Source organism: Providencia sp. LY12 (genome assembly GCF_057621555.1).
Map to the genome: position 1 here is coordinate 1,450,860 of NZ_CM172594.1, position 20,787 is coordinate 1,471,646.

A 20,787-nucleotide genomic window follows, 5' to 3' on the forward strand; every position below is an offset into this window, starting at 1 on the left:
GATGATAAGCCCGTTTCGTGATCAGGTTCAGCGTGATATCGCGACGATTTTTCTCAATCCTAACGAGTTGGGGCAAGAGGTGATGTGGAACGGGCACCCCATTATGATGGTGGAGGATGCCAATATCCCACTTGAGGCGCAGTACGCTCAAGGTGTCGATATTGAAATTCGCCGCCTTGTGTGCGGCAGTGAAGCTCTTTCCCCGCATCCGGTCAGCTATGAAGAAGTCTTGATTGATAGTGAATATTGGTTGGTGCGCGAGGTGAAGAAGCCGCCAGGCTTTTTACTGATCACGTTGGAGCGCCGAAGGGGGTAAGCTGATGCGATGCGATATCACGGCAGAGCGGTTGGGGATCTCAAATTCGGTGTTGAAGGATTTAGGGAAAAACAGCAGTAAAGCTCAGGCCGCCGCCATTAACCGAACATTAGCCGGAATGCGTACCGATGCCACCCGGCTTATTACCGCACAGACGGGGTTAAAGCGCGCACGGGTCTTTAAATCGTTCTCGTTTATTAAAGCCAGCGTCCAATCCGCCTCACCGTCCGCCGCTGTACTGATAAAAGGTTCGCCTTTACCGGCGTATTTGTTTGCACCGAAACCCAGCAAGGCGATGAGCGGTAAAACCCGGGGAGGGGCTTCTTTTTTGAAAGACGGTTCCCGAACCGTGTTTCGTCATGCGTTTGTGGCGATCATGCCGGCAACGGGGCATGTGGGGATATTCCAGCGCTCCCCCGACAAATTTATGAAAAATCGCATGCCGCCCCGTCAGGCGATTGAGGAGGTGTTTGAACCTTCGGTACCGCAATTTGCCGAAAGGGAAAACATTGAGCCTATTGTGCTTGAAAAAGCACGGGCACGTTTTGACGCTAACTTTCAACAGCAAGTCAGGCGTTTTTTACCGAATAGGTGAAGGCCATGAACTCATTTTTATTATTGCGTGATATTCGTGACACGCTCACCGCCAGTTTGTCAGATTGGGTGATGCGAACCGAAGCACGCCAGCAAAACAGCAGTGAAGGGGAGCGGTATCGAGTACCGTCGGTGTATATCGGGCAGTTGCCCCCTCGTCGAGGGTCTCAACCTTCGCATGTCGAGAGTCAAGGTGAACCGGAAACGGATGCCCCCTTTATTCTGGTGCGACCGATTGACGGGACGCTTGAGGGTGAAGCACAAGCGGATTATGACATTCATGTCGCCATTGTTTGTGGTGTATTCAGTGCGGAAAGCCGGGCGAGCTACGAACGTGGTGTTGAGGATGTGATGAATTTATGTGACCACCTATTAATAACCCTTGCGGGACGGCGTTTTTGGGCGGATAACACGTTTTTGCACACACAACCGTTAAAATGGCTGATTGGCGCGCCGCGTGCTTTGGGGCCGTACGATGCTGGATTGCAAGAAGCGGGACCGATCTTCCATATGGTGATTGAAACCTCATTTTCACGCTCACTCTTTTTGCCCGCACAATCGCTTATCGACTAGCTAGCTCAAAATTTGCGCTCACCAAAACGGGGGAGCACAACATTCCATTCATCTACTTTGGGTTCACTTTATGACACAGCGTATTTATGTGGGGCCACGTGTGGCGACCACGCAATTTTCACTCTTACCTGGGACGATATTTCGCGGCGCATTACCGCGCGAACTTCAATCTTGTATTGAGCGATATCCCTTTTTGGCGCCGTTGTTTGTTTCGTCTGAGCAGGTAGCGAAAGCACGACGTGACATCCTCGATGGCGGGTGTTTTCTTTCAGGCTGTTATCGGAAAGCGAGCGCATGGGTTTCTTCATTGAATAAGGGGAATGTATGACATTTTTTCATGGGGTTAAAACAACACAAAAACCGACATCGTTGGTACCAACACGAAAAGTCAGTGCCGCGATTTCGGTGGTGGTCGGGTGCGCACCCATCCATCGTTTGGGTCAGTCAATGACGGCAGCAAAAAAAGGGGATATCGCCCTGTGTTATACCTATGCCGAAGCCGTGGCGACATTGGGGTGTACCCCGGAGGATGACTTTGAGCGATGGGGGTTATCTGAAGCGGCTTATGCAGGTTTTATCTTGTATGCTACTGCACCGATGTTATTTATCAATCTGTTTGATCCGTCAAAACACAAAGCCGCTGTTTTGGATGAATCGGTCAATGTCGTGGCAGGCGTGGGGCAATTGAGCTATGTCGATGTGATCACGGTTGATTGCGTGATCGCGGAAGGTATTGAAGAGGCTAAAGAAGGCATTGACTATAGCGTTGATGCGATGCGTGGGCAAATTTTGCTCTCAAGTGAGGGGAAACTCGCAAACGCACTGACATTAAGGGTAAGTTACAGCTACGCAAAACCAGAGTTAGTCACAGCTTCTGACGCTATCGGTGGCGTGGACAGTCAAACAGGCGCGGTCACGGGTTTACAGCTGTTGGATCAAGTGTTTCCGCAATATCGTCTTGTTCCCGGGCTCATTCTCGCACCGGGGTTCAGTGATGATCCCTCCGTTGCCGCCATCATGGCAATGAAAGCCAGTACCTTGAATGGGGTATTTCGCGCAGTGGCACTGGCTGATTTGCCCATTAACAACCTCACCGACTATCGACAAGTGCCCGAGTACAAAAATAAAAATAATCTGCAGCAAGAAGATTTGTATTTGTGTTGGCCTCGCGTGGTGTTCAACGGAAAAGTGATGCGCATGGCCACGCAGGTGGCGGGGTTGATTGCACAGACCGATGCAGATAATGACGATGTTCCGTATGTTAGCCCATCCAATAAACGGCTGCAGATGCAGGGAATGACGGCGGGGAACGGAGATGTTTGGCTCACATTAGATCAGGCTAATTATCTCAATGCCAATGGGATTGCCACGGCACTCAATTTTGTTGGGGGTTGGAAGTTATGGGGCAACCGCACCGCCTGTTTTCCGGATGTGACAGACATTAAAGATAATTTTCTGACTAATCGTCGCTTATTTGGTTGGTACGGTAATAACCTGACACTCACATGGTGGCAAAAAGTGGATGGTGCCATGACACGTCGACGGGTTCAAACCATTGTGAACAGCGAGCAAATCACACTCAACACCATGACCGCGAATGGCTACATCCTTGGTGGGCGAATTGAATTTAATGCGGATGAAAACGGCCTCACGGATTTGATGGACGGCTTATCCGTTTTTCATGTGTACCTGGGTACCGCATCACCGGCAGAGCAAATTCACTTCAAGTTAGAGTATGACCCTGATTACCTTTCAACGTTGTTTAGCTAAGGAGGCGGTATGTCACACACAGAAGCGACAGTCATTTATCAGGTGTATCTAGACGGGTACGCCTTACTGGGTACAGTACAAGCGGATTTACCTGAAGTTCAAGCGATTACGACCGAGATCAAAGGGGCAGGTATTGCGGGCACGGTTGATAGTCCGGTGAAAGGGCTTTTTCAGGGAATGAGTATGACCTTGAATTTTCGTACCGTAACCTCGGATTTTAAAAAGATCCAAAAGCAGCAAGCACACCACATTGAATTGTGGGCTGCCGTACAAACTCAAGATCCGTCGACGGGGAAATACGGCACTGTTCAGCATAAATTTATTACCCGTGCAACGCCGAAAAACCTGACACCGGGCAAGCTTGCGATGGGGGAAACACAAGACCGTACCTTGGAATTTGAAGTGACCTATTTCAAAGAGGTGTTTGGCAGCGAGGTGATCATGGAAATTGATAAATACAACATGATTTATGTGGTTGATGGTGAAGACTTATTACAAGAAGCGCGTGACGCGATTGGCATGTGAGAAACCGATGAAAACGAAAAAGACAACAACTGAAAAGAAAGACGTGAAAGTGAATGATCTTGAAGTGGTGACGCTGTCTAAGCCGCTGATCATTGATGGCACAAAATACACGACGCTGGAGCTTCGTCTCGGGGAGTTAACCGGAGAAGACCTGGAAGCAGCAGAAATGCAAGTCCGTTCAGAGGGGGTTGAAATTAATACCGCGCATGAGTTGTGTAAGCCTTTTTTGCTTGCGGTGGCTGCACGTGCAGCACGCATCAACCGCAATTATTTGCTGCAACTTTCCATTAAAGATGCCAGTAAGGTGACGTTATTGGTACAGGGTTTTTTGCTCAGTTAGCGCTGACCTCGGTTGATGAGCTGCGGGTGACCGCACTGATGCTCTCCCGCTTCTCCTACACCGACCTCTCTTTTTTCATGGCATTACCCCTTCGTAATATTAATCACTGGTGTCACGCATCGGCAGTGGTGTGGAAAAAAATCCAACCTAAGGAGAAAAAATAACCATGTCTCGTATGTTGGAGTTGGCGTGGAAGCTGTCTGGAAAAATGGATGGCAGCTTATCCACGGCCACAAAGAAAGCCACGGCATCCATTAGCAACATTGGTAAGGCGGCAAGTCAGGTACAGGCTCAAGTTGGCGGGATCAGCAAAAAAATTGTTAGCATTTCAGCCGCATTGACCGGTGGTGCTCTTGGGGGCGGCGGCGTGGGCTTTTTGATGCTAGCCAAAAATGCCGCGGCAGCCGGAGCTGAATTGAATAAGCTTTCATCACAATTAGGGATTAATCAAGGGACGTTAAGCCAATGGCAGTATGCGGCGGGTAGTGTTGGCGTCTCTCAAGAGCAGATGAACGATGGCTTTAAAAGCCTCAATAAAACCCTGGCGCTTGCAGCACAAGGATCTGCATCGGCACAATTGGCATTTCGTCGCGCGGGTATTGGTATTCGTGACAGCAGTGGAAAGTTGAAGTCCAGCGAACAGATGATGCGCGAATTGTCTGACGTGTTTGCTAGTATGCCGGAGGGGATCTATAAAGCGGATTTAGCCATGGCCTTGATGGGAAAATCCGGCGCGAATATGGTGCCCGTCCTCGAGAAAGGGAGCCGAGCCCTCACTGAAATGCAGCGTGAGGGAGTGGCGCTGGGTTTGGTGTTCAATGATGCTGATGCCGTGATAGCCGGGGAGTTTGCGGATGGGTTGAGCTATGCCCAAAATGCAGCCGCGGGTATTGCTTCGACACTTGGACGTAAATTGTTACCCGTGTTATTGCCCGTTGTTCATGAGGTGAATGCGTGGATAAAAGCCAATCGCGGGCTCATTGGCGCAAAAATTGATGGGGTGATTAACAAGGTTAGTGAGGCAATTAAAAAACTCAAAGAATATTTACCCATATTGATCAGTGACATTCGTACTGGCTGGGCATATGTGGATGGCATTGCTCAATCCATGGGTGGTTGGCAGCGTATCTTGAAATTGATTGCAGGCGCATTTGTTGTTCTTAAAGGCCTGCAGTTTGCCGGCTGGCTGGTTGGTCTTGTCAAAGGTGTAGGCGGGGTGGTCGGTGCGCTTAAAACCGCCATCCCGGTCATCTGGAAATTCGGTGCTGCGTTATTGGCAAACCCTATAGGGTTGGTTGTTGCAGCGATTGCAGGATTGATCGCTGCGGGGTATTTGCTGTACACCCATTGGGATGAGGTGGTCGCCGATATCAAATACCTCTGGAACGGGGTCAATACCTATTTTACTGGCGCTATTGATGAGATCGTTCAGGCCTTTGATGGTGGATTTCTTAATGGCATCATGGAGGTTATCAAAAAATTCAACCCGCTGACGCTCATCGCGAAAGCCATTAACGGGGTAATTAAATATTTCACTGGCGTGGATCTGGGGGAAGAGGGGGCTAAATTTATCGGTTCCTTTGCTGATGGTTTGCTCAATTATTGGAACAAAATAAAAGGCAGTATTGTTGATAGCGTGACCGGTTGGTTACCGGATTGGATCACCGGTGGCAGTGAAACGGTGGTACCGGATGTGTCTTTACCTGCCTATGCCAATGGCGGGATCGTCAATCGACCACAAATCGCCCAAATCGGCGAGGCAGGGCGTGAGATGGTGATCCCTTTAACCCGGCCCGCACGTGGTCGTGCTTTAGTCGGCCAAGCAGCGGCAGAGTTGGGCATGACAGAAGACCGTACCGCATTAGCCTCGATGTCAGGCGCCTCAATGGCACCCAATAACATCACATTCCCGGCATTTTCACCGCAAATTACCGTGACAGGTGCGGATAATCCACAGGCCGTTGCCGATAAAATCTCTTCCGCACTGGAGTCTAAAATGGGGGAGTTTAAGCGCATGATGGGCGAATTTATGTATCAACAACAGCGCAAAGGGGTGTTTTGATGCAATGGACTTATCAAACTGTACAGGGGGATACGTGGGATGTGTTAGCACTAGACATTTATGGCTGCGAAACATTGGCGTACCTTTTGCAAGAGGCGAATCCTGACTATTTGCATCTGTTATTTTTCCCGGCAGGGCTGACATTGACTATTCCCGCCACGCCTGCAGGGAAGTCTTCATTACCGATACCACCGTGGCTCAAGGAGTAGTGTATGTTAGAACTTGTCCGGCGAAGCCGGTTATTGGTGACCTATAACGGTGTGGATATTAGTGAGGATGTCTCTAACCACATTGTGGCTTTCAGTTTCATTGAGCGCGCTAAACACGGTGAATCTGATGAACTCAATATCACGTTTCAAAATGTCCCTCAGCTGTGGAGTCATGGGTGGTTTCCGGCGCGCGGCGCCACATTAACGGCAAAACTCCTTGTGGAAAACTGGTACCAGCCTGGTGATAGCTTCACGCTCGATTGTGGTCAGTTTGAAATTGATGACGTCACCGACAGTGGACCGCCTTCACTGTTTGCCATTGGCGCATTATCCGTGGGCGTGACCTCGAAAATTCGCGGCGATGTTCAAACACGGGCTTGGGAAAATATTCGATTATCTGAAATTGTTCAGCAACTGGCTAAAAAGCACGGGTTTACTGTCTATTTTGACAGTGATTATGATCCGATATTTGACCGTTTCGACCAAAAAAAACAGTCAGATTTAGCCTTTATATTGAAAGTCGCTGAGTATGCTGGGCTGCAAGTTCGGTTATCTCACCGTAAATTGATTGTTTATCAAGACAGTCTATACGATAAGCAACCTATCGCCCTCACGCTGCAAAAAAATTATGACGGGATGCTATTTTATCAGTTTCGCGCCAGCAGCAGTGATATTTATACCGCCTGTCAGGTTAAATACCTCGACACAAAAAGTCAGAAGTTACTCACCTACCAATACACGCCAGAAGGACGATCGGGCACGATAGAGTGCGAAACGGTGAGTGGATCGGGCGCGATATCGGTCGTCCAAATTGACCCTGTGACAAAAATGCTGATCCCTGCACAAGCACCTCATAAAGCCCAAAAACAAAAGGATGAAGGGATCCCTTTACCCTCGGTAGGGAAAGTGCTTAATGTGCATCGTCGATGTAGCTCATTAGCTGAAGCCGAGGTGTTGGCGAAATCCCTGCTTCGCAATCAAAATCGTCGTGAGCTCACCGGTTCTTTGTCGCTGATGGGGAACTTAGCGTTACGAGCGGGTATGGTGACGGCGGTGCGCGACTTTGGGCGTTGGGATGCGGCAAGTTATGTGATTGATGAAGTTTCACACAGTTGGAGCAAAAGTGACGGCTTGCGGTCTGACGTGAGTTTACGCGGGGTTATGGGGTATTAAATGAATAGTTTGAATGAGCAGTTACATTATTTGACGGATATTGTGCGTGTGGGACATGTCGTTTCCACGAACAATGGCCAGAAAACCGTCCGTGTCCAGTTTCCCGATCTCGACAATGTGGTCTCGCATGATTTACGTGTCATTTTTCGTCGTACGGGGCGCGATAAAGATTGTGGCGGGCTTCCTGATATTGGTGAACAGGTGGTGTGTCTGTTTTTACCCTCAGGGGATGAAACGGGATTTGTGGTTGGCAGTGTGTATAGTCAGCAAAATATGCCGCCTTCAGACAGTCATCAAGATCGTGTGATTGACTGGTTAATGACGCAAGGGGCCCGACTCTATGTTGACAGAAGCACGAATACATTGGTGCTTGAGGGGGTTGAGAAAGCGGTCGTTAGCGCCACTGGATCCGTGCAAGTGACGGCACCGGTCATTACCCTGAACGGGCAAGTTGTGATTGAAGGAAGCTTAGAAATTAAAGGTCAGGTGAAAGGTAATGTGGATGTGGATGGGGATATTAGCGCTACGGGGAGTATCCTTGATGAGGGCGGCAACTCTAACCACCATAAACACTAAGGGACAGGAAATGGCACGTTCTGATAGCTTGAATGTCACGGCCCTTCAATTGGCAGGGGATGTTTTCAGTCAACTTATTCAACTGGGTTCATTGGGTGACATTGTGTTTCAGGTCAGTCCTTCACAAGTGCGAACGTTTGAGTCTTTTGAGCGACAAAGTGAGGCCATCTTTGCGGATCATGAAGTGGCAGGGGGGAAGCCGATTAGCGAATTTATGGGGGAGTCGCTAGATACGCTGGATTTAACCATGGTGTTTAATGCCAGTCTAGGGGTGTCACCGCACCAAGAGATCGAACGTTTACGGCAAATGAAATCCGAGGGTGTACCCCACATTTTAATGATGGGATCACGTTCTTTCGGTCAATATACGTTACGTTCGGTGTCTGATGAATGGGTGCATACTTCCGCGACAGGGAAACCCTTAGTGTTAATCGGTGAAGTTAACTTAGTGGAGTATATTGAGATTTTACCGACCCAAGCGCAGCAAAAGACCCGACAAGATGATATTCGGCGTAATGAAACAGGCAAGGGGGGACCGGCACGTTTACCGGGTGCCTCAGAGCCAATCCAAAAACGTACATTAACCCCCGCACCTAAAATTGACCCTGTCACTAAGATGATAATCTCATAAAGGCTTCTCTATCTCTGAAAAATAAAAGATAGGGCATGGATGCCCTACGGGGAAGGGGGCTGATATTTTAGGCTAATAGATTCGGTTGAAATCTTCATCGTCTCTATCAAGAAAGCAATCAGTACGTTTAGATTGGTTTTCGATTCGGTTACATTTTCTAGATGCTTTGGCATTTTTATCATGCATGGCTCTGACTTCCGCCTTTTCTGCTGGCGTTAATTCTGAATAGCTCTTTCCTTGGCACCCAACCATGAGGATTGATGTCAGTAGTAATAATGTGTATTTCATATTTTCTTTTACATAGATTGTTTCATGTGAGTAGACAAGTTTACACCATGAAAGCTAAATGAAGGAATAATAGAAATGCCATAGACACGGAGGTAGGCATCATTGTCTATGTATACAGTATTTTGGTGGGTTATCTATTAATTATAACGTTATTTATTGATAGTAGTTATTGGTGTATAATTAATGTGAAATAAGATTAACATTATGAGTAGTGTCTTGTTTTATAATCCGCCACTACATATTGTATTTGCCGTTGTGTTAATTGTGCTATTCACGACAATTAATAAATATAAAGTAGATCTGACGTTGACATAGGCGTGTTAACCCTCATATTATTACCACAAGGCATATGACAGTTCGTGATTGTTCTGAGTATATGCCTTTCAGCTTTCGAGCGATGCAGTATAGTTATGGTGTGTTGGTGCAAGAAACACGTCCAAACTTGTTATAGCGCTTACCATATTTAAGCGCCTGCATAATAACTCTATAGCTAATCATGTTGGCCAGGAGGTTTTATGATTAATTACATTCGTGACGAGTTTGACGGATTCTAAATAAGATCCAAGAAACAATAAAACATACTGCGGGAGGTTTATACCTCCCGTTTTTATATGGAGATATTCATGGAAGGTGATAATTGGTTTGTTTATCTAATGACATCTGAGGTGACAAAAACAGTAGGTCTTTTTGTGGGTATTCTTGTTGCTGTAGCCTCTGTTTGGACGATGAGAGTTGTAGCAAGAAAAAAACAGACTGCTGATTTTTTGTTTGTCAGCAGAACAGATAAACAGTTACTGGATGGAAATAAGTGCCTTTCGGAGTTGCACAACTCTCCAGATAAAAATATGAGACATTTTGCTTGTAGGGAAAAGATTGATACAGATGAGTGCAGGCATATAAGGTATGTTTTAAATCATTATGAAAGGATAGCTATAGGCATTCAAGAGGGAATATATGATGATAGAATGCTTAAAAAGGCCACGTATAACTCAGCGTTAAGATTATATGCACAGGCGAAACCATTTATCGACTCAGTGCGAGAGAACGAAAAAACAAACACCTATTATCAAGAGTTCGAATGGTTAGTTAAAAGTTGGAAAAGTAAACCACTCAAAGCTAGATTCAAATAGCCCACCCACTCCGGTGGGTTTTTTATTGCCTGAATTTTATCACATTCAAATTCAGTTCCCTTTTCTGCAATAACACACCTCCTTGTTTAACTTACGGAAAGCACTATGACACTTCTCATTGGTGGTGAACCCTTATCTGAAATCCAGATCGGGGCAATAGGCATAGACGAAATCTATCAAAATGTCCGCACTATTCTGGCCACAACTCGGGGCAGTGTTTTTCTCGATCGGCATTTTGGCGTGGATAGCCGTCTTATTGACCAACCGACACCGGCTGCAATATCACGTTACCGCGCTCATCTTGTCGCTGAAATTGAAAAGCAAGAGCCGCGCGTGAAAGTGGTTGCGGTGTCCTTCGAACAAACTACAGAGAATACCCGTGAGGGTGAGTTACGGCCTATTGTCAGTATACAAATCAAGCCTGGAGTCTTACTGTGAATTCAATTAGCGATTTATTTGCGTTATTGCCTGACGTGGAATTTGTGGATACCGATACCGGGAAAACGGAAGAAAATATCATTCAACTTTATGAAAGGCTCGCTAACACGGTGTTATACCCAGGCGATCCGGTTCGTTTGTTTTTATCCACTTTGGCAGCGGTGATTTCACAACAAAAAGTGCAAATTAACCATGCGGGAAAAATGAACTTATTACGCTATGCGAAGGGGTATTTTCTTGATCATATTGGCGCACTGGTGGGGAGTTATCGCACCGAAGCTATCGCCGCTCAAACCGAACTGCAATTTTCCTTGGATGCACCGCTTAATTTTAATGTCGCTGTACCGAAAGGGACTCGAGTCACCTCGGATGGCGCCATTTATTTTGAGACCAACAGCTTAGCCACAATACTCGCAGGGACAACAGCGATTCAAGTGACTGCAGTGAGTTTGACCCCGGGGTTATCAGGGAATGCATTTGTCGCTGGACAATTGAATAGGCTTGTCGACCCGCTTCCCTACATCACTAAAGTGGTGAATACGACAGAAGCAACAGGGGGTGCTGAGCAAGAGCAAGATGAGCCTTATCGTTTACGGATTGCGCTTGCTCCCGAAAGCTTTAGCGTAGCTGGACCGATATTGGCTTACGAATATTGGGCCCGTTCAACGTCGACACACATTGCTGATGTAGCGGTTTATTCACCTGAACCTGGTGTTGTTCAACTGCGCATTTTATTGGTTGGGGGCACTATTCCTACGGCCAACAGTAAGGAAATACGCGCGGTTCGTGACGTGTTAAATGCAGAAAAGACTCGGCCGCTTTGTGACACTGTGCGGGTGGATCCGCCTATTGCCGTGAGTCGAGATTATCAACTTAAATGGTTTATTACTCAGAACCAAGAAGGTTACTTTCCAGCGATACAGGCGGCCATAAAATCCGCTGTCATAGACTATGAGGGGTGGCAAACGAGTGTGATAGGTCGAAATATTAACCCTGATGCTTTGATTGAGCGTTGTCGTGCTGCGGGGGCGTGGCGTGTGGAAATAACGGGATTGCCTTATCAAGCGTTGATGCGTGGTGAAGTTGCTCAATTTATCAATAATACGGCTCGCGTGACGTTTGGTGGCATCGAGGACAGTAAATCATGACACAAGGTAAACCACTTAATACCACGAAATTTATTGACATTCTTCCTGATAGTCTCCGTCAAGATAAAGCCATTCAAGCCACCGCAGAGTCACTCGATAAAGAGCTCATTGTTGTCAACGACGTGATCCCTTTAATAACGCTCTGGTCACGCATTGGCAGTATGACTGAACCGATGCTTTCAACATTAGCCGGGCAGTTTTCGCTTATAGATGAACCTGTGTGGGGGCAAGCTGATGACAATGAAACAAAGCAGGAGCTATTACAAGGGGCACTTGAATTACATCGATATAAAGGAACGCCCTGGTCTATTCGTGAAGTGATGCGTGTATTGGGTTATGGTGAAATTGAACTGATTGAAGGGATTGGGAATTTACATTATGACGGAACAGGGGAGCATGACGGCGTCTATACCTACGGTCAGGAGAATGCGTGGGCGATTTATGACATTATTTTAGGACCTCGATTAAGCGCGGAAGAGGAGCGAGCATTACGGGCGACGTTATTATTGATAGCGCCGGCTCGTTGCCATTTAGATCAATTTTTACCGTTATATAAGGCCAGTTTAATGCTGAGTATTGACAGTCAAAGTGGGGGAGTAGGCGATTCAACTGCGCGGCTATCCGGACAGATTATGACGAATTGGCAGTCGTCACTAAAAGCGACATGGGTAACGCTTACTGCGATAAAGGCGAATGGAAAAACGGAAACCCTACAAACATTGGCGGATAATCAGGGGTATTTTACTGCTGATTGGGTATTACCGCCTGGAGGATGGGCGATAACTGCGACAACTGACATATTGGATCCGCTTAATCAAGCTATACACCTCACATCCGATCCGGTCTTTGCCCAGATAGAGGGGCCTTACACCACCGCTATCATCAGACTGACGAAGCAAAGTCAGACCTTGTGTCATGTTAGTGGTAATGACGATCCGTCCGACATCTGGCTGGAATTCGATGACGGGGAAGCGTGTCAGGATTTCAGGTTGGGCGTTCAAAGTGGTGGGTATAAACCGATGTACTCTTCGCGCGATTTGCCGTTAAACACCCCATTTAAAATAACTATCCGCAATGCCAGGGAGGTGCATTTTCATTCGGCCGCCAATATTGATATGCGCGCGCAACTGCTTGAGCTTGTTAAAGTAGTGAGTAAGCAGGGGAGACTTACCTGGTGTGAAGGTCAAAAGTGGTTGACAACGCTTCATAAGGGGGTTTTTGATGACTGCCCGAATATCGCCAGTGCAGAGCGTGCATTTTACAATTGCTCCTCACTCACCACATTGCCGGACGGTATTTTTGCCGGTATGAGCAGGCTGTCAAACGTCAGTTATCTGTTTCAGAGCTGCTCGTCACTGAAATCGCTGCCCGCCGGCTTATTTGCAGATTGCCGTTCCGTGACAACATTTTCGAATACCTTTCGCGGCTGCTCATCACTGACTACACTGCCGGACGGGCTTTTCGCTGGTATGGAAAAAGCCACCATGGGCGACTTCGTATTTTATGAGTGTTCATCACTGAGGGTGCTGCCCGAAAATCTGTTTGCTGATTGCCATTCCGTGACAACATTTTCGAATGCCTTTCAGGGCTGCTCATCACTCACCACACTGCCGGAAGGGCTTTTCAGTGACTGCATAGGGGTAAATACGTACGCGCTGGCATTCAAAGATTGCACATCGCTTACCACTATCCCGAAAAAACTGTTTCAGGCAAGTCACCTAGTGACAACGTTTTTACAGGCCTTTCACGGCTGCTCATCGCTCACTACACTGCCGGACGGTGTTTTCGCTGGTATGGAGAAAGCCACTGCGTTTAACTATGTATTTTACGAGTGTTCATCACTGAAAGCACTACCCGAAGATCTTTTCGCTGGTTGCCGTTCCGCGACAACTTTTGCGTATGCCTTTCAGGGCTGCTCATCACTTACCGCATTGCCGGAATCCCTATTCCGAGACTGCATCAATGTTCTTGATTATAGTTATGTGTTTCGTACTTGCCGCACACTCACCGCTGTTCCTGAAAAGCTGTTTCAGGCCAGCCCGCTGGTGACAACATTCAACTATACATTTGGTGGTTGCTCATCACTGACAGCGATGCCGCCTGCGTTATTTTCCGGGAAGAGCCGGGTGACAACTTACAGTAATGTTTTCGCCGGTTGCTCATCTCTGACATCCATTCCGGAGGGTATTTTCTCGGACAGCCCTTCGGTTACTAATTTTGTAGGCGCGTTTTTAGATAACCGCTTACTGACCGTAATCCCAGCAGACCTGTTCAGGTATAACACAGCGGTTATCTACTTCGGAGGTGTTTTCCAGCGCTGCACCTCCTTGTCCATCTTGCCGGACTCGCTTTTCAGGTATCAGACCAAAGTCACTGGTTTTAACCGTGCTTTTTCCGAATGCGAAGCGTTAACTGTCATTCCAGTGGGATTATTTGCAACCAATCTCGGTGTAGAAAATATGGAAGGTGTATTCAATGGCTGTAGCGCCCTCAGATCGTCTGTCAGTGATATTTTGACGGAGGAATTCCTCCCTAAGTTGAGTCAATGTCAGTCTATGTTTGCCGATTGCCGGAGTTTGACCGGCGAGGCTATGCCATTCATTGATCGGCACCCGAAGCTGTCTTCGGCAAATATCGCTTGGCGCGTGGATGCATTCAAAAACTGCATAGCTCTGAACGATTACAGTCAAATCCCAATCGGATGGAGGTAACAAGATTGATATGAAAACACTGACTGAACTGAAGGAACGGATTGATTACCAGCAGACGGACGAGCATTTTATTGCATTCTTAACCCAACTGGCACAGCGGGGAATATTGCTAATTAATGAAGGAGATATTTGCTCACCGAATGTGTCCGATTCATTATTTTCGGCGATCTTGAGCTTGTATGGTGTACCAGAGTCGGAGGAAGAATTTAAGCCACACATATAAAAAAGGCTCAACCCCATGTGAGACCGTTTGTATGGGGGTTGAGCTAAGCCTAAGCTATATAGGCGTGTGCTATGTCATTGCTGTTGGTTATCGTCGTTTAATTTATCTCATTTATCATGATGACACGTTATCAATGATGTAAAAAAAAGTAGATAAACGTAGAAATATATTTCAATTTACAATTATGAATATTGTATTTGGATTTTTTAATTACCTTCGTTCTATTTACGCCGAACGACACAGGATATTTATGACAAATTTAATTGAAGAAGAAGTCTGGGAAGAGGGAATTTACCAGATAGAAAAAACCGATCGCGTGGTCGGTGGTTCTGATGGAATTTCGAATGTTCAGGCGAAACAGCTCGCAAATCGTACACAATACTTAAAAAACCGAATAGCCCAAGCGGTTATTGATATGAAGCCGTATCTGGTGCCCGTGGGCTCTATTATGATGTGGTTGTCAGAGGTGCTCCCTGAAGGCTGGCTCGAACTAAACGGGCAGCGATTTGATACAAAAGAAAACCCTGAACTCACCAAATTATACCCAGATGGAAAGTTACCCGACTTTCGGGGACGTTTTCCTCGAGGGTGGGCGCATGGCTCGGCAGTAGATCCGGATTCTACAAGGTTATTGGGTTCAGTCCAGGAAGATGCCATGCAGCGTATTACTGGGGGATTTCCGGTAGCAAACCGTTGGCGTGGAACTTTTTCAGGGGTGTTTAAGGCGGGGGCGACTTGGAACACTAACTATAAAAATGGTGGCGGGGATGACTGGGGGAAGCAAGTCTCATTTGATAGCGCATCAATGACCCGCACTGCGGATGAAACGCGACCTAAAAATATTGCGGTAATGTTTATTATTAAAACGGATTTAGCCAGTGCAACCGAAGGTGCTGCGGGACCGACAAACCTAATAATAGCGCCAGGTTCGATAACCGGAAAAGTGAGTACGCAGACCCAATTAAAAGCCACTGTACTGCCAGAAAACATGGCGGCACAATACCCTGTGAGTTATCGAACGACGGATGAGTCGGTCTGCACAGTAACCTCCTCGGGATTAGTTAAATTAGTTGGCTCAGGCACCGCGAGTATTGTGGCATCCCTTTCAACAGGGCTAGTGAGTACAATTCCCGTGGTTAGTCAGCGCTATTTAACATCGCTCTCTTTGGCTGCGGTGCCGGCTTTGTTTGCTGGAGAGGAATACCAATCTGTCGTGACAGTTGCACCCCAAAATCACACGGAAACCTTGTTATACAGCAGCAGCGATCCGGCGATTGCGGTTTTCTCCAGTGATGGGCTTGTGATGGCTCTATCTGCAGGGAGTTGCGTGCTAACGGTCGAGGGGGCGTTGTCGGGCATTAAATCTACGCGGACGATTACCATTAAGGCCGTGGTAGAGACTATTCCTTATTTTCAGATAGATAATGTGCTGTCTGAAATAAAAGAAAAGGGTGAGGTCGCTCAGAAAGCTGCTAGGGGAAATATCGGCATCGGCGATGCTGCAGGAGAAATTTTGATGGAAGCCGATCCGGTGAATGGAATATCTAAAGGGACGCTAATCACAGTGATAAAAGAACTGGCGGGGAGGATTAAAGTACTTGAAGGAAAGGGGTAAATTATTATTTACCCACTCACGTGGAGCTAGTATAAAACTAGCTCCTAATGATCACTTGACAACATCAATCACTTTTTTTGTCGTATTGGCTTTTTTTTCAATATGTTCTTTCTTTTCTAAGCTTTCATTTTTGATTTTTTTTGAGTCAATATCTAATGTCTCATCAATTTTATTCGTAGCCTGAGTTTTGGCGGCTTTTTGAGTATCACAATTACCGGAAATCCCAATTTTTTGATCGAGTACTTTATTCCGAGCCGCTTTTTTGAAATCACATTCAGCAAATGTGGATGTGGATACTACAAGCAATGTGATTAACAGTCCTAATTTGTTCATGAAAAATCTCCTTAGTAAAACGGAAATGATAGGGGTTCATGAATATGAAGCAAAGAAAATAAGTGTTACAAAACTTGAGTTATTTTAGGAATTGTCAATTCATTGTTCTGGTTGAGTTTTCAGTTCAGCCTAGAAATTGAAGTTAAATGTGTAGCGAAAGAAGTAACTGAAAAACTGCGCCAGCTCGAGTTGTTGGCGCATTCAGATCACTTATCGAAATATTCTACCTCTTCAGTTTCTTTCATTTCAGGCATCCAGTCCCCATCATTCCATATTTCTTCCAGTGTTTCTTCAATGTAGGTTTTCTTTTCATTCTTTCCAAGACCATCAATAGACACATTAGCCTGAGAACCCCAACTTATATCGATATTGAGATCTGGATATTTAGGGCTCAATCTTTTTGTGATCTCATTTCTCAGCGCGTCGAAAGTTCCCATGGGTAACTTGCCTTTCATACTCGCAGCGAAGCGAACTTTAATCGTAACCATCGTGCATCCTCCTTACATAAAATACTGTATATAAAAACAGGTAAATAATAACTGTAATTATATACAGTAAAGTGTTAGTGGAGGTCAAGAAATAAGGTGAAATTTATCTTATGGCTAAGAAAATGACTTCCCCAAAACCATTTAAAGAATATCGTTAAATCAAGAGGTTAAATGATAGTTGAAAATGACATAAAACTAAGGGTTAATGCCATTTAAATAATTATTAATCAATGGGTTAAGTTATTATTAAGCGCATGAATAAAATACACATGCAAACTAGGTATAAATACGAAGTTAATCGCTCGCATTTCATACTGTATTGAATAGGGATATTTGGTCAAGAGTCGGATTTTGGCTTTTTGAATAAACTGAAAATAATCCGATGAGCGTTTTTCGTGAAATTTTAAATTTTTTGACGTATATCACAAAATTTAGATGCTGTAAGTTAGTTATCAGCCCATGGTACACTGGGATAAATTGAGAATTCAGTACCAAAATGAAGACAAAGTATTTTTAATGGCTTAGCTTTATTGAATTGCTATTTAGTGAATAGATATCATTGATAATAAAGGCTATGCTTAAATTGAATTTCCACACTGAGCAACACGACTGAGCACGAAAGTAATGAGTGATTTTCTGGGCACATTTAAAACTGACACAATTTTTAAAGATGAAGTTGAAAAGACGCTGCAACCACCATCGATGTATAAAGTATTGTTAAATAATGATGATTATACTCCGATGGATTTTGTTGTTGAGGTGTTACAAAAATACTTTTCTTTTGATGAAGAACGCGCTACACAGATAATGTTAGATGTACATTTTCAAGGTAAAGGTATTTGCGGTGTCTATACTGCTGAAGTTGCAGAAACAAAAGCCGCTCAAGTCAATGCTTTTGCAAGGGAACATGAATATCCTTTATTGTGTACTATAGAGAAAGTCTGAAGAGTCTTAATATCAATTTTGGGAGGTGCTTATGCTCAATCAAGAATTGGAGCTTAGTCTAAATGTTGCTTTTACCAGAGCGAAAGACAATCGCCATGAATTTATGACTGTGGAGCACCTATTGCTGGCATTATTGAGCAATATCTCTGCGCGTGAAGCTTTAGAGGCTTGTAAGGTCGACTTGGTTGCCCTGAGACAAGAACTCGAACATTTTATTGCCCAAACTACGCCGCTATTACCTGAGAATGATACACGAGACACTCAACCGACTTTGAGTTTCCAGCGCGTACTGCAACGTGCTGTTTTTCATGTTCAATCATCAGGACGCAGCGAAGTGACTGGTGCGAATGTGCTAGTGGCAATTTTTAGCGAACAAGAATCCCAGGCGGCTTATTTATTACGTAAGCATGATGTTAGCCGCCTTGATGTCGTTAATTATATTTCCCACGGTACCATTAAAGGTGAAGATTCTTCTTCATCGGAGGATGATGCCGCAAACAATACCCCACCAAATGAAGAGCAACCGGTCTCAGAAGACCATATGGACAACTTCACCACCAATCTGAACCAACAGGCTAAGAAAGGGAATATCGACCCGCTGGTGGGACGTCAGGCTGAATTAGAGCGTACCATTCAAGTGTTATGCCGTCGCCGTAAAAATAACCCATTATTGGTTGGGGAATCCGGCGTAGGTAAAACGGCGATCGCCGAGGGCTTAGCATGGCGTATTGAGCAAAATGATGTGCCTGAAGTGATGAAAGATTGCACAATCTACTCACTGGATATCGGCTCATTGTTGGCAGGTACTAAATATCGCGGTGATTTTGAAAAACGTTTTAAAGCGCTGCTGAAAATGTTGGAAAAAGACCCGAAAAGCATTTTGTTTATCGATGAAATTCATACGATTATCGGTGCCGGTGCGGCATCGGGTGGACAGGTAGACGCTGCAAACTTGATTAAGCCGCTGTTATCAAGTGGGCGTATCCGGGTGATTGGCTCTACTACCTATCAAGAATTCAGCAATATCTTTGAGAAAGATAGAGCGCTGGCTCGACGCTTCCAAAAAATTGATATTGTGGAGCCTACCCCTGAAGAAACCGTGCGTATCATTAATGGATTGAAACCGAAATATGAGTCTCACCATGATGTGCGCTACACCGCGAAAGCGATTCAGGCGGCAGTAGATTTATCGGTGAAATACATTACCGATCGTCATCTGCCGGATAAAGCCATTGATGTTATCGATGAAGCGGGAGCTAGAACCCGTTTAGTGGCGCCAAGCAAGCGCAAGAAAACCATCGGTGTACCTGAAATCGAAACTGTGGTGGCGCGTATTGCGCGTATTCCAGAAAAAACGGTTTCCTCGAGCGATAAAGACCGTTTGAGAACCTTAGACTCACGCCTGAAGATGTTAGTCTTTGGACAAGATAAAGCGATTGAGGCGCTGTCTGAGGCGATTAAAATGAATCGCGCAGGCTTAGGGTTAGATCATAAGCCTGTCGGCTCATTCTTGTTTGCAGGACCAACTGGTGTGGGTAAAACGGAAGTCACCGTGCAGCTGGCAAAAGCATTGGATGTGAAACTGCTACGCTTTGATATGTCCGAATATATGGAACGCCATACAGTTAGCCGACTGATTGGTGCTCCTCCGGGATATGTTGGTTTTGACCAAGGTGGTTTACTGACCGATGCCGTCATTAAGCATCCGCATTCCGTCGTGTTATTGGACGAAATTGAAAAAGCGCACCCTGATGTGTTTAACATTCTTCTGCAAGTGATGGATCACGGTACGTTGACGGATAATAACGGACGTAAAGCGGATTTCCGTAATGTGATTGTGGTCATGACTACCAACGCAGGGGTACAAGAAACCCAGCGCCGTTCGATAGGCTTTGCAGAGCAAGATAATAGTACGGATGCGATGTCTGAAATTAAAAAGACATTTTCACCGGAATTCCGTAACCGTCTTGATGGCATTATTTGGTTTAATGCGCTGTCGATGGATATCATCACGCAAGTGGTGGATAAATTCATTGTTGAGCTGCAAGCTCAGTTGGATGAGAAGGGTGTCTCGATTGAGGTCAGCCAAGCAGCTCGTCGTTGGTTGTGTGAGAAAGGGTATGACAAAGCAATGGGTGCCCGACCTATGGCGCGTGTCATTCAGGATAACCTGAAGAAACCATTAGCGAATGAACTCCTGTTTGGTTCATTAATGAATGGTGGCTCGGTGAGTATCGGGCTTGATGAAAAGAGTCACACACTGACATACAGCTTCAGTAGCGTACACAAGGCCTCTCCAGAGGATGCTGTAATCTGACAATAGCTAGTACCACAGGTGTCTTAGGCACCTGTGGTCTTGTCAGGCCTTGCCTGAAAATCGAAAATCAGCGGCTACGGAAAATGATGCGGCCTTTGCTCAGGTCGTAAGGAGTTAACTCTACAGTTACCTTGTCGCCTGTCAGAATGCGGATGTAGTTTTTACGCATTTTACCAGAGATGTGCGCAGTCACGACGTGACCGTTTTCCAGTTCAACGCGGAACATTGTATTTGGCAGGGTATCCAAAACCGTTCCCTGCATTTCAATATTATCTTCTTTGGCCATCTAATCCTCTAAGTCTAATAACCGTGATTTTTTACGGGCAAGATAATGCCCAAAAACCCACACTAAGTAAAGAAGTGTCGCATTTTAAAGCGATCT

Annotated in this window: 24 protein-coding genes; 20 read left to right on the plus strand and 4 right to left on the minus strand. The window is 45.8% G+C overall.

The features are described from left to right. Position 1 precedes the first annotated feature (1 nt). From ACY3ZI_RS06695 to ACY3ZI_RS06750, 12 genes are all read left to right on the plus strand, one after another. Entirely contained in the window at positions 2-316 is a 315-nt protein-coding gene (locus ACY3ZI_RS06695; RefSeq protein ID WP_487376633.1) for a hypothetical protein, read from the plus strand. A 4-nt stretch (positions 317-320) separates the two neighbouring features. Then, positions 321-911, plus strand: a complete 591-nt coding sequence (locus tag ACY3ZI_RS06700; RefSeq protein WP_487376635.1) for a phage tail protein — start codon at positions 321-323, stop codon at positions 909-911. A gap of 5 nt (positions 912-916) precedes the next feature. Beyond that, positions 917-1,483: a hypothetical protein gene (locus tag ACY3ZI_RS06705; protein WP_487376637.1), complete on the plus strand. Its 567-nt coding sequence runs from the start codon at positions 917-919 to the stop codon at positions 1,481-1,483. A 70-nt stretch (positions 1,484-1,553) separates the two neighbouring features. After that, positions 1,554-1,811, plus strand: coding sequence for a hypothetical protein (locus ACY3ZI_RS06710; protein WP_487376639.1), 258 nt, complete (start codon positions 1,554-1,556; stop codon positions 1,809-1,811). Further along, positions 1,808-3,253: a phage tail sheath family protein gene (locus ACY3ZI_RS06715; protein WP_487376641.1), complete on the plus strand. Its 1,446-nt coding sequence runs from the start codon at positions 1,808-1,810 to the stop codon at positions 3,251-3,253. The genes ACY3ZI_RS06710 and ACY3ZI_RS06715 overlap by 4 nt, the downstream gene beginning before the upstream one ends. Positions 3,254-3,262: 9 nt before the next feature. Then, positions 3,263-3,778: a phage major tail tube protein gene (locus tag ACY3ZI_RS06720; protein WP_487376643.1), complete on the plus strand. Its 516-nt coding sequence runs from the start codon at positions 3,263-3,265 to the stop codon at positions 3,776-3,778. After that, positions 3,768-4,118 carry a phage tail assembly protein gene (locus tag ACY3ZI_RS06725; RefSeq protein ID WP_487376645.1) on the plus strand — a complete coding sequence of 117 codons (351 nt, stop codon included), beginning with the start codon at positions 3,768-3,770 and terminating at the stop codon, positions 4,116-4,118. Before ACY3ZI_RS06720 ends, ACY3ZI_RS06725 begins: the two co-directional genes overlap by 11 nt. Before the next feature lie 166 nt (positions 4,119-4,284). After that, a complete protein-coding gene (locus ACY3ZI_RS06730) occupies positions 4,285-6,180 on the plus strand; it encodes a phage tail tape measure protein (protein ID WP_487376647.1) in 1,896 nt (631 codons plus the stop codon). Further along, positions 6,180-6,389: a tail protein X gene (locus tag ACY3ZI_RS06735; protein WP_487376649.1), complete on the plus strand. Its 210-nt coding sequence runs from the start codon at positions 6,180-6,182 to the stop codon at positions 6,387-6,389. Before ACY3ZI_RS06730 ends, ACY3ZI_RS06735 begins: the two co-directional genes overlap by 1 nt. A 3-nt stretch (positions 6,390-6,392) precedes the next feature. Continuing rightward, positions 6,393-7,562, plus strand: a complete 1,170-nt coding sequence (locus tag ACY3ZI_RS06740) for a phage late control D family protein (RefSeq protein ID WP_487376651.1) — start codon at positions 6,393-6,395, stop codon at positions 7,560-7,562. After that, complete coding sequence (locus tag ACY3ZI_RS06745) at positions 7,563-8,138, plus strand: phage baseplate assembly protein V (protein ID WP_487376653.1); 576 nt, start codon at positions 7,563-7,565, stop codon at positions 8,136-8,138. It begins immediately after the preceding gene. A 10-nt stretch (positions 8,139-8,148) separates the two neighbouring features. Next, positions 8,149-8,769, plus strand: coding sequence for a phage tail protein (locus tag ACY3ZI_RS06750; RefSeq protein WP_487376655.1), 621 nt, complete (start codon positions 8,149-8,151; stop codon positions 8,767-8,769). 72 nt (positions 8,770-8,841) lie between these two features. Here the strand turns inward: ACY3ZI_RS06750 and ACY3ZI_RS06755 are convergent, their stop codons facing one another. Then, the gene (locus ACY3ZI_RS06755; RefSeq protein ID WP_487376657.1) at positions 8,842-9,057 is read right to left on the minus strand and encodes a hypothetical protein; all 216 of its coding nucleotides are present in this window, start codon (positions 9,055-9,057) and stop codon (positions 8,842-8,844) included. Between the two features lie 623 nt (positions 9,058-9,680). Between ACY3ZI_RS06755 and ACY3ZI_RS06760 the strand changes: the two genes are divergently transcribed. The 6 genes from ACY3ZI_RS06760 (at position 9,681) to ACY3ZI_RS06785 (ending at position 16,322) form a co-directional block, all read left to right on the plus strand. After that, entirely contained in the window at positions 9,681-10,187 is a 507-nt protein-coding gene (locus ACY3ZI_RS06760) for a DUF4760 domain-containing protein (protein WP_260798050.1), read from the plus strand. A gap of 105 nt (positions 10,188-10,292) precedes the next feature. After that, positions 10,293-10,625, plus strand: a complete 333-nt coding sequence (locus ACY3ZI_RS06765) for a GPW/gp25 family protein (protein WP_487376659.1) — start codon at positions 10,293-10,295, stop codon at positions 10,623-10,625. Continuing rightward, positions 10,622-11,773, plus strand: coding sequence for a baseplate assembly protein (locus tag ACY3ZI_RS06770; RefSeq protein WP_487376661.1), 1,152 nt, complete (start codon positions 10,622-10,624; stop codon positions 11,771-11,773). Before ACY3ZI_RS06765 ends, ACY3ZI_RS06770 begins: the two co-directional genes overlap by 4 nt. After that, a complete protein-coding gene (locus tag ACY3ZI_RS06775; protein WP_487376663.1) occupies positions 11,770-14,484 on the plus strand; it encodes a phage tail protein in 2,715 nt (904 codons plus the stop codon). The genes ACY3ZI_RS06770 and ACY3ZI_RS06775 overlap by 4 nt, the downstream gene beginning before the upstream one ends. Positions 14,485-14,494: 10 nt before the next feature. Beyond that, positions 14,495-14,707 (plus strand): hypothetical protein, encoded by a 213-nt coding sequence (locus ACY3ZI_RS06780; protein ID WP_487376666.1) that lies wholly within the window; start codon positions 14,495-14,497, stop codon positions 14,705-14,707. A gap of 250 nt (positions 14,708-14,957) precedes the next feature. Next, the gene (locus ACY3ZI_RS06785) at positions 14,958-16,322 is read left to right on the plus strand and encodes a tail fiber protein (RefSeq protein ID WP_487376668.1); all 1,365 of its coding nucleotides are present in this window, start codon (positions 14,958-14,960) and stop codon (positions 16,320-16,322) included. 51 nt (positions 16,323-16,373) lie between these two features. Here ACY3ZI_RS06785 and ACY3ZI_RS06790 read toward each other — a convergent pair whose 3' ends face one another. Next, entirely contained in the window at positions 16,374-16,655 is a 282-nt protein-coding gene (locus ACY3ZI_RS06790) for a hypothetical protein (protein ID WP_487376670.1), read from the minus strand. A 206-nt stretch (positions 16,656-16,861) separates the two neighbouring features. Then, positions 16,862-17,143 (minus strand): DinI-like family protein, encoded by a 282-nt coding sequence (locus tag ACY3ZI_RS06795; RefSeq protein ID WP_487376672.1) that lies wholly within the window; start codon positions 17,141-17,143, stop codon positions 16,862-16,864. 624 nt (positions 17,144-17,767) lie between these two features. On the opposite strand from ACY3ZI_RS06795, the gene clpS reads away from it, so the two are divergent. Both clpS and clpA read left to right on the plus strand, forming a co-directional pair. Further along, positions 17,768-18,088, plus strand: a complete 321-nt coding sequence (clpS, locus tag ACY3ZI_RS06800) for an ATP-dependent Clp protease adapter ClpS (RefSeq protein WP_036951847.1) — start codon at positions 17,768-17,770, stop codon at positions 18,086-18,088. Positions 18,089-18,119: 31 nt separating this feature from the next. Then, complete coding sequence (gene clpA / locus ACY3ZI_RS06805) at positions 18,120-20,405, plus strand: ATP-dependent Clp protease ATP-binding subunit ClpA (protein WP_487376675.1); 2,286 nt, start codon at positions 18,120-18,122, stop codon at positions 20,403-20,405. Positions 20,406-20,472: 67 nt separating this feature from the next. Here the strand turns inward: clpA and infA are convergent, their stop codons facing one another. Continuing rightward, complete coding sequence (infA, locus tag ACY3ZI_RS06810) at positions 20,473-20,691, minus strand: translation initiation factor IF-1 (protein ID WP_004244560.1); 219 nt, start codon at positions 20,689-20,691, stop codon at positions 20,473-20,475. Between the last annotated feature and the right edge of the window lie 96 nt (positions 20,692-20,787).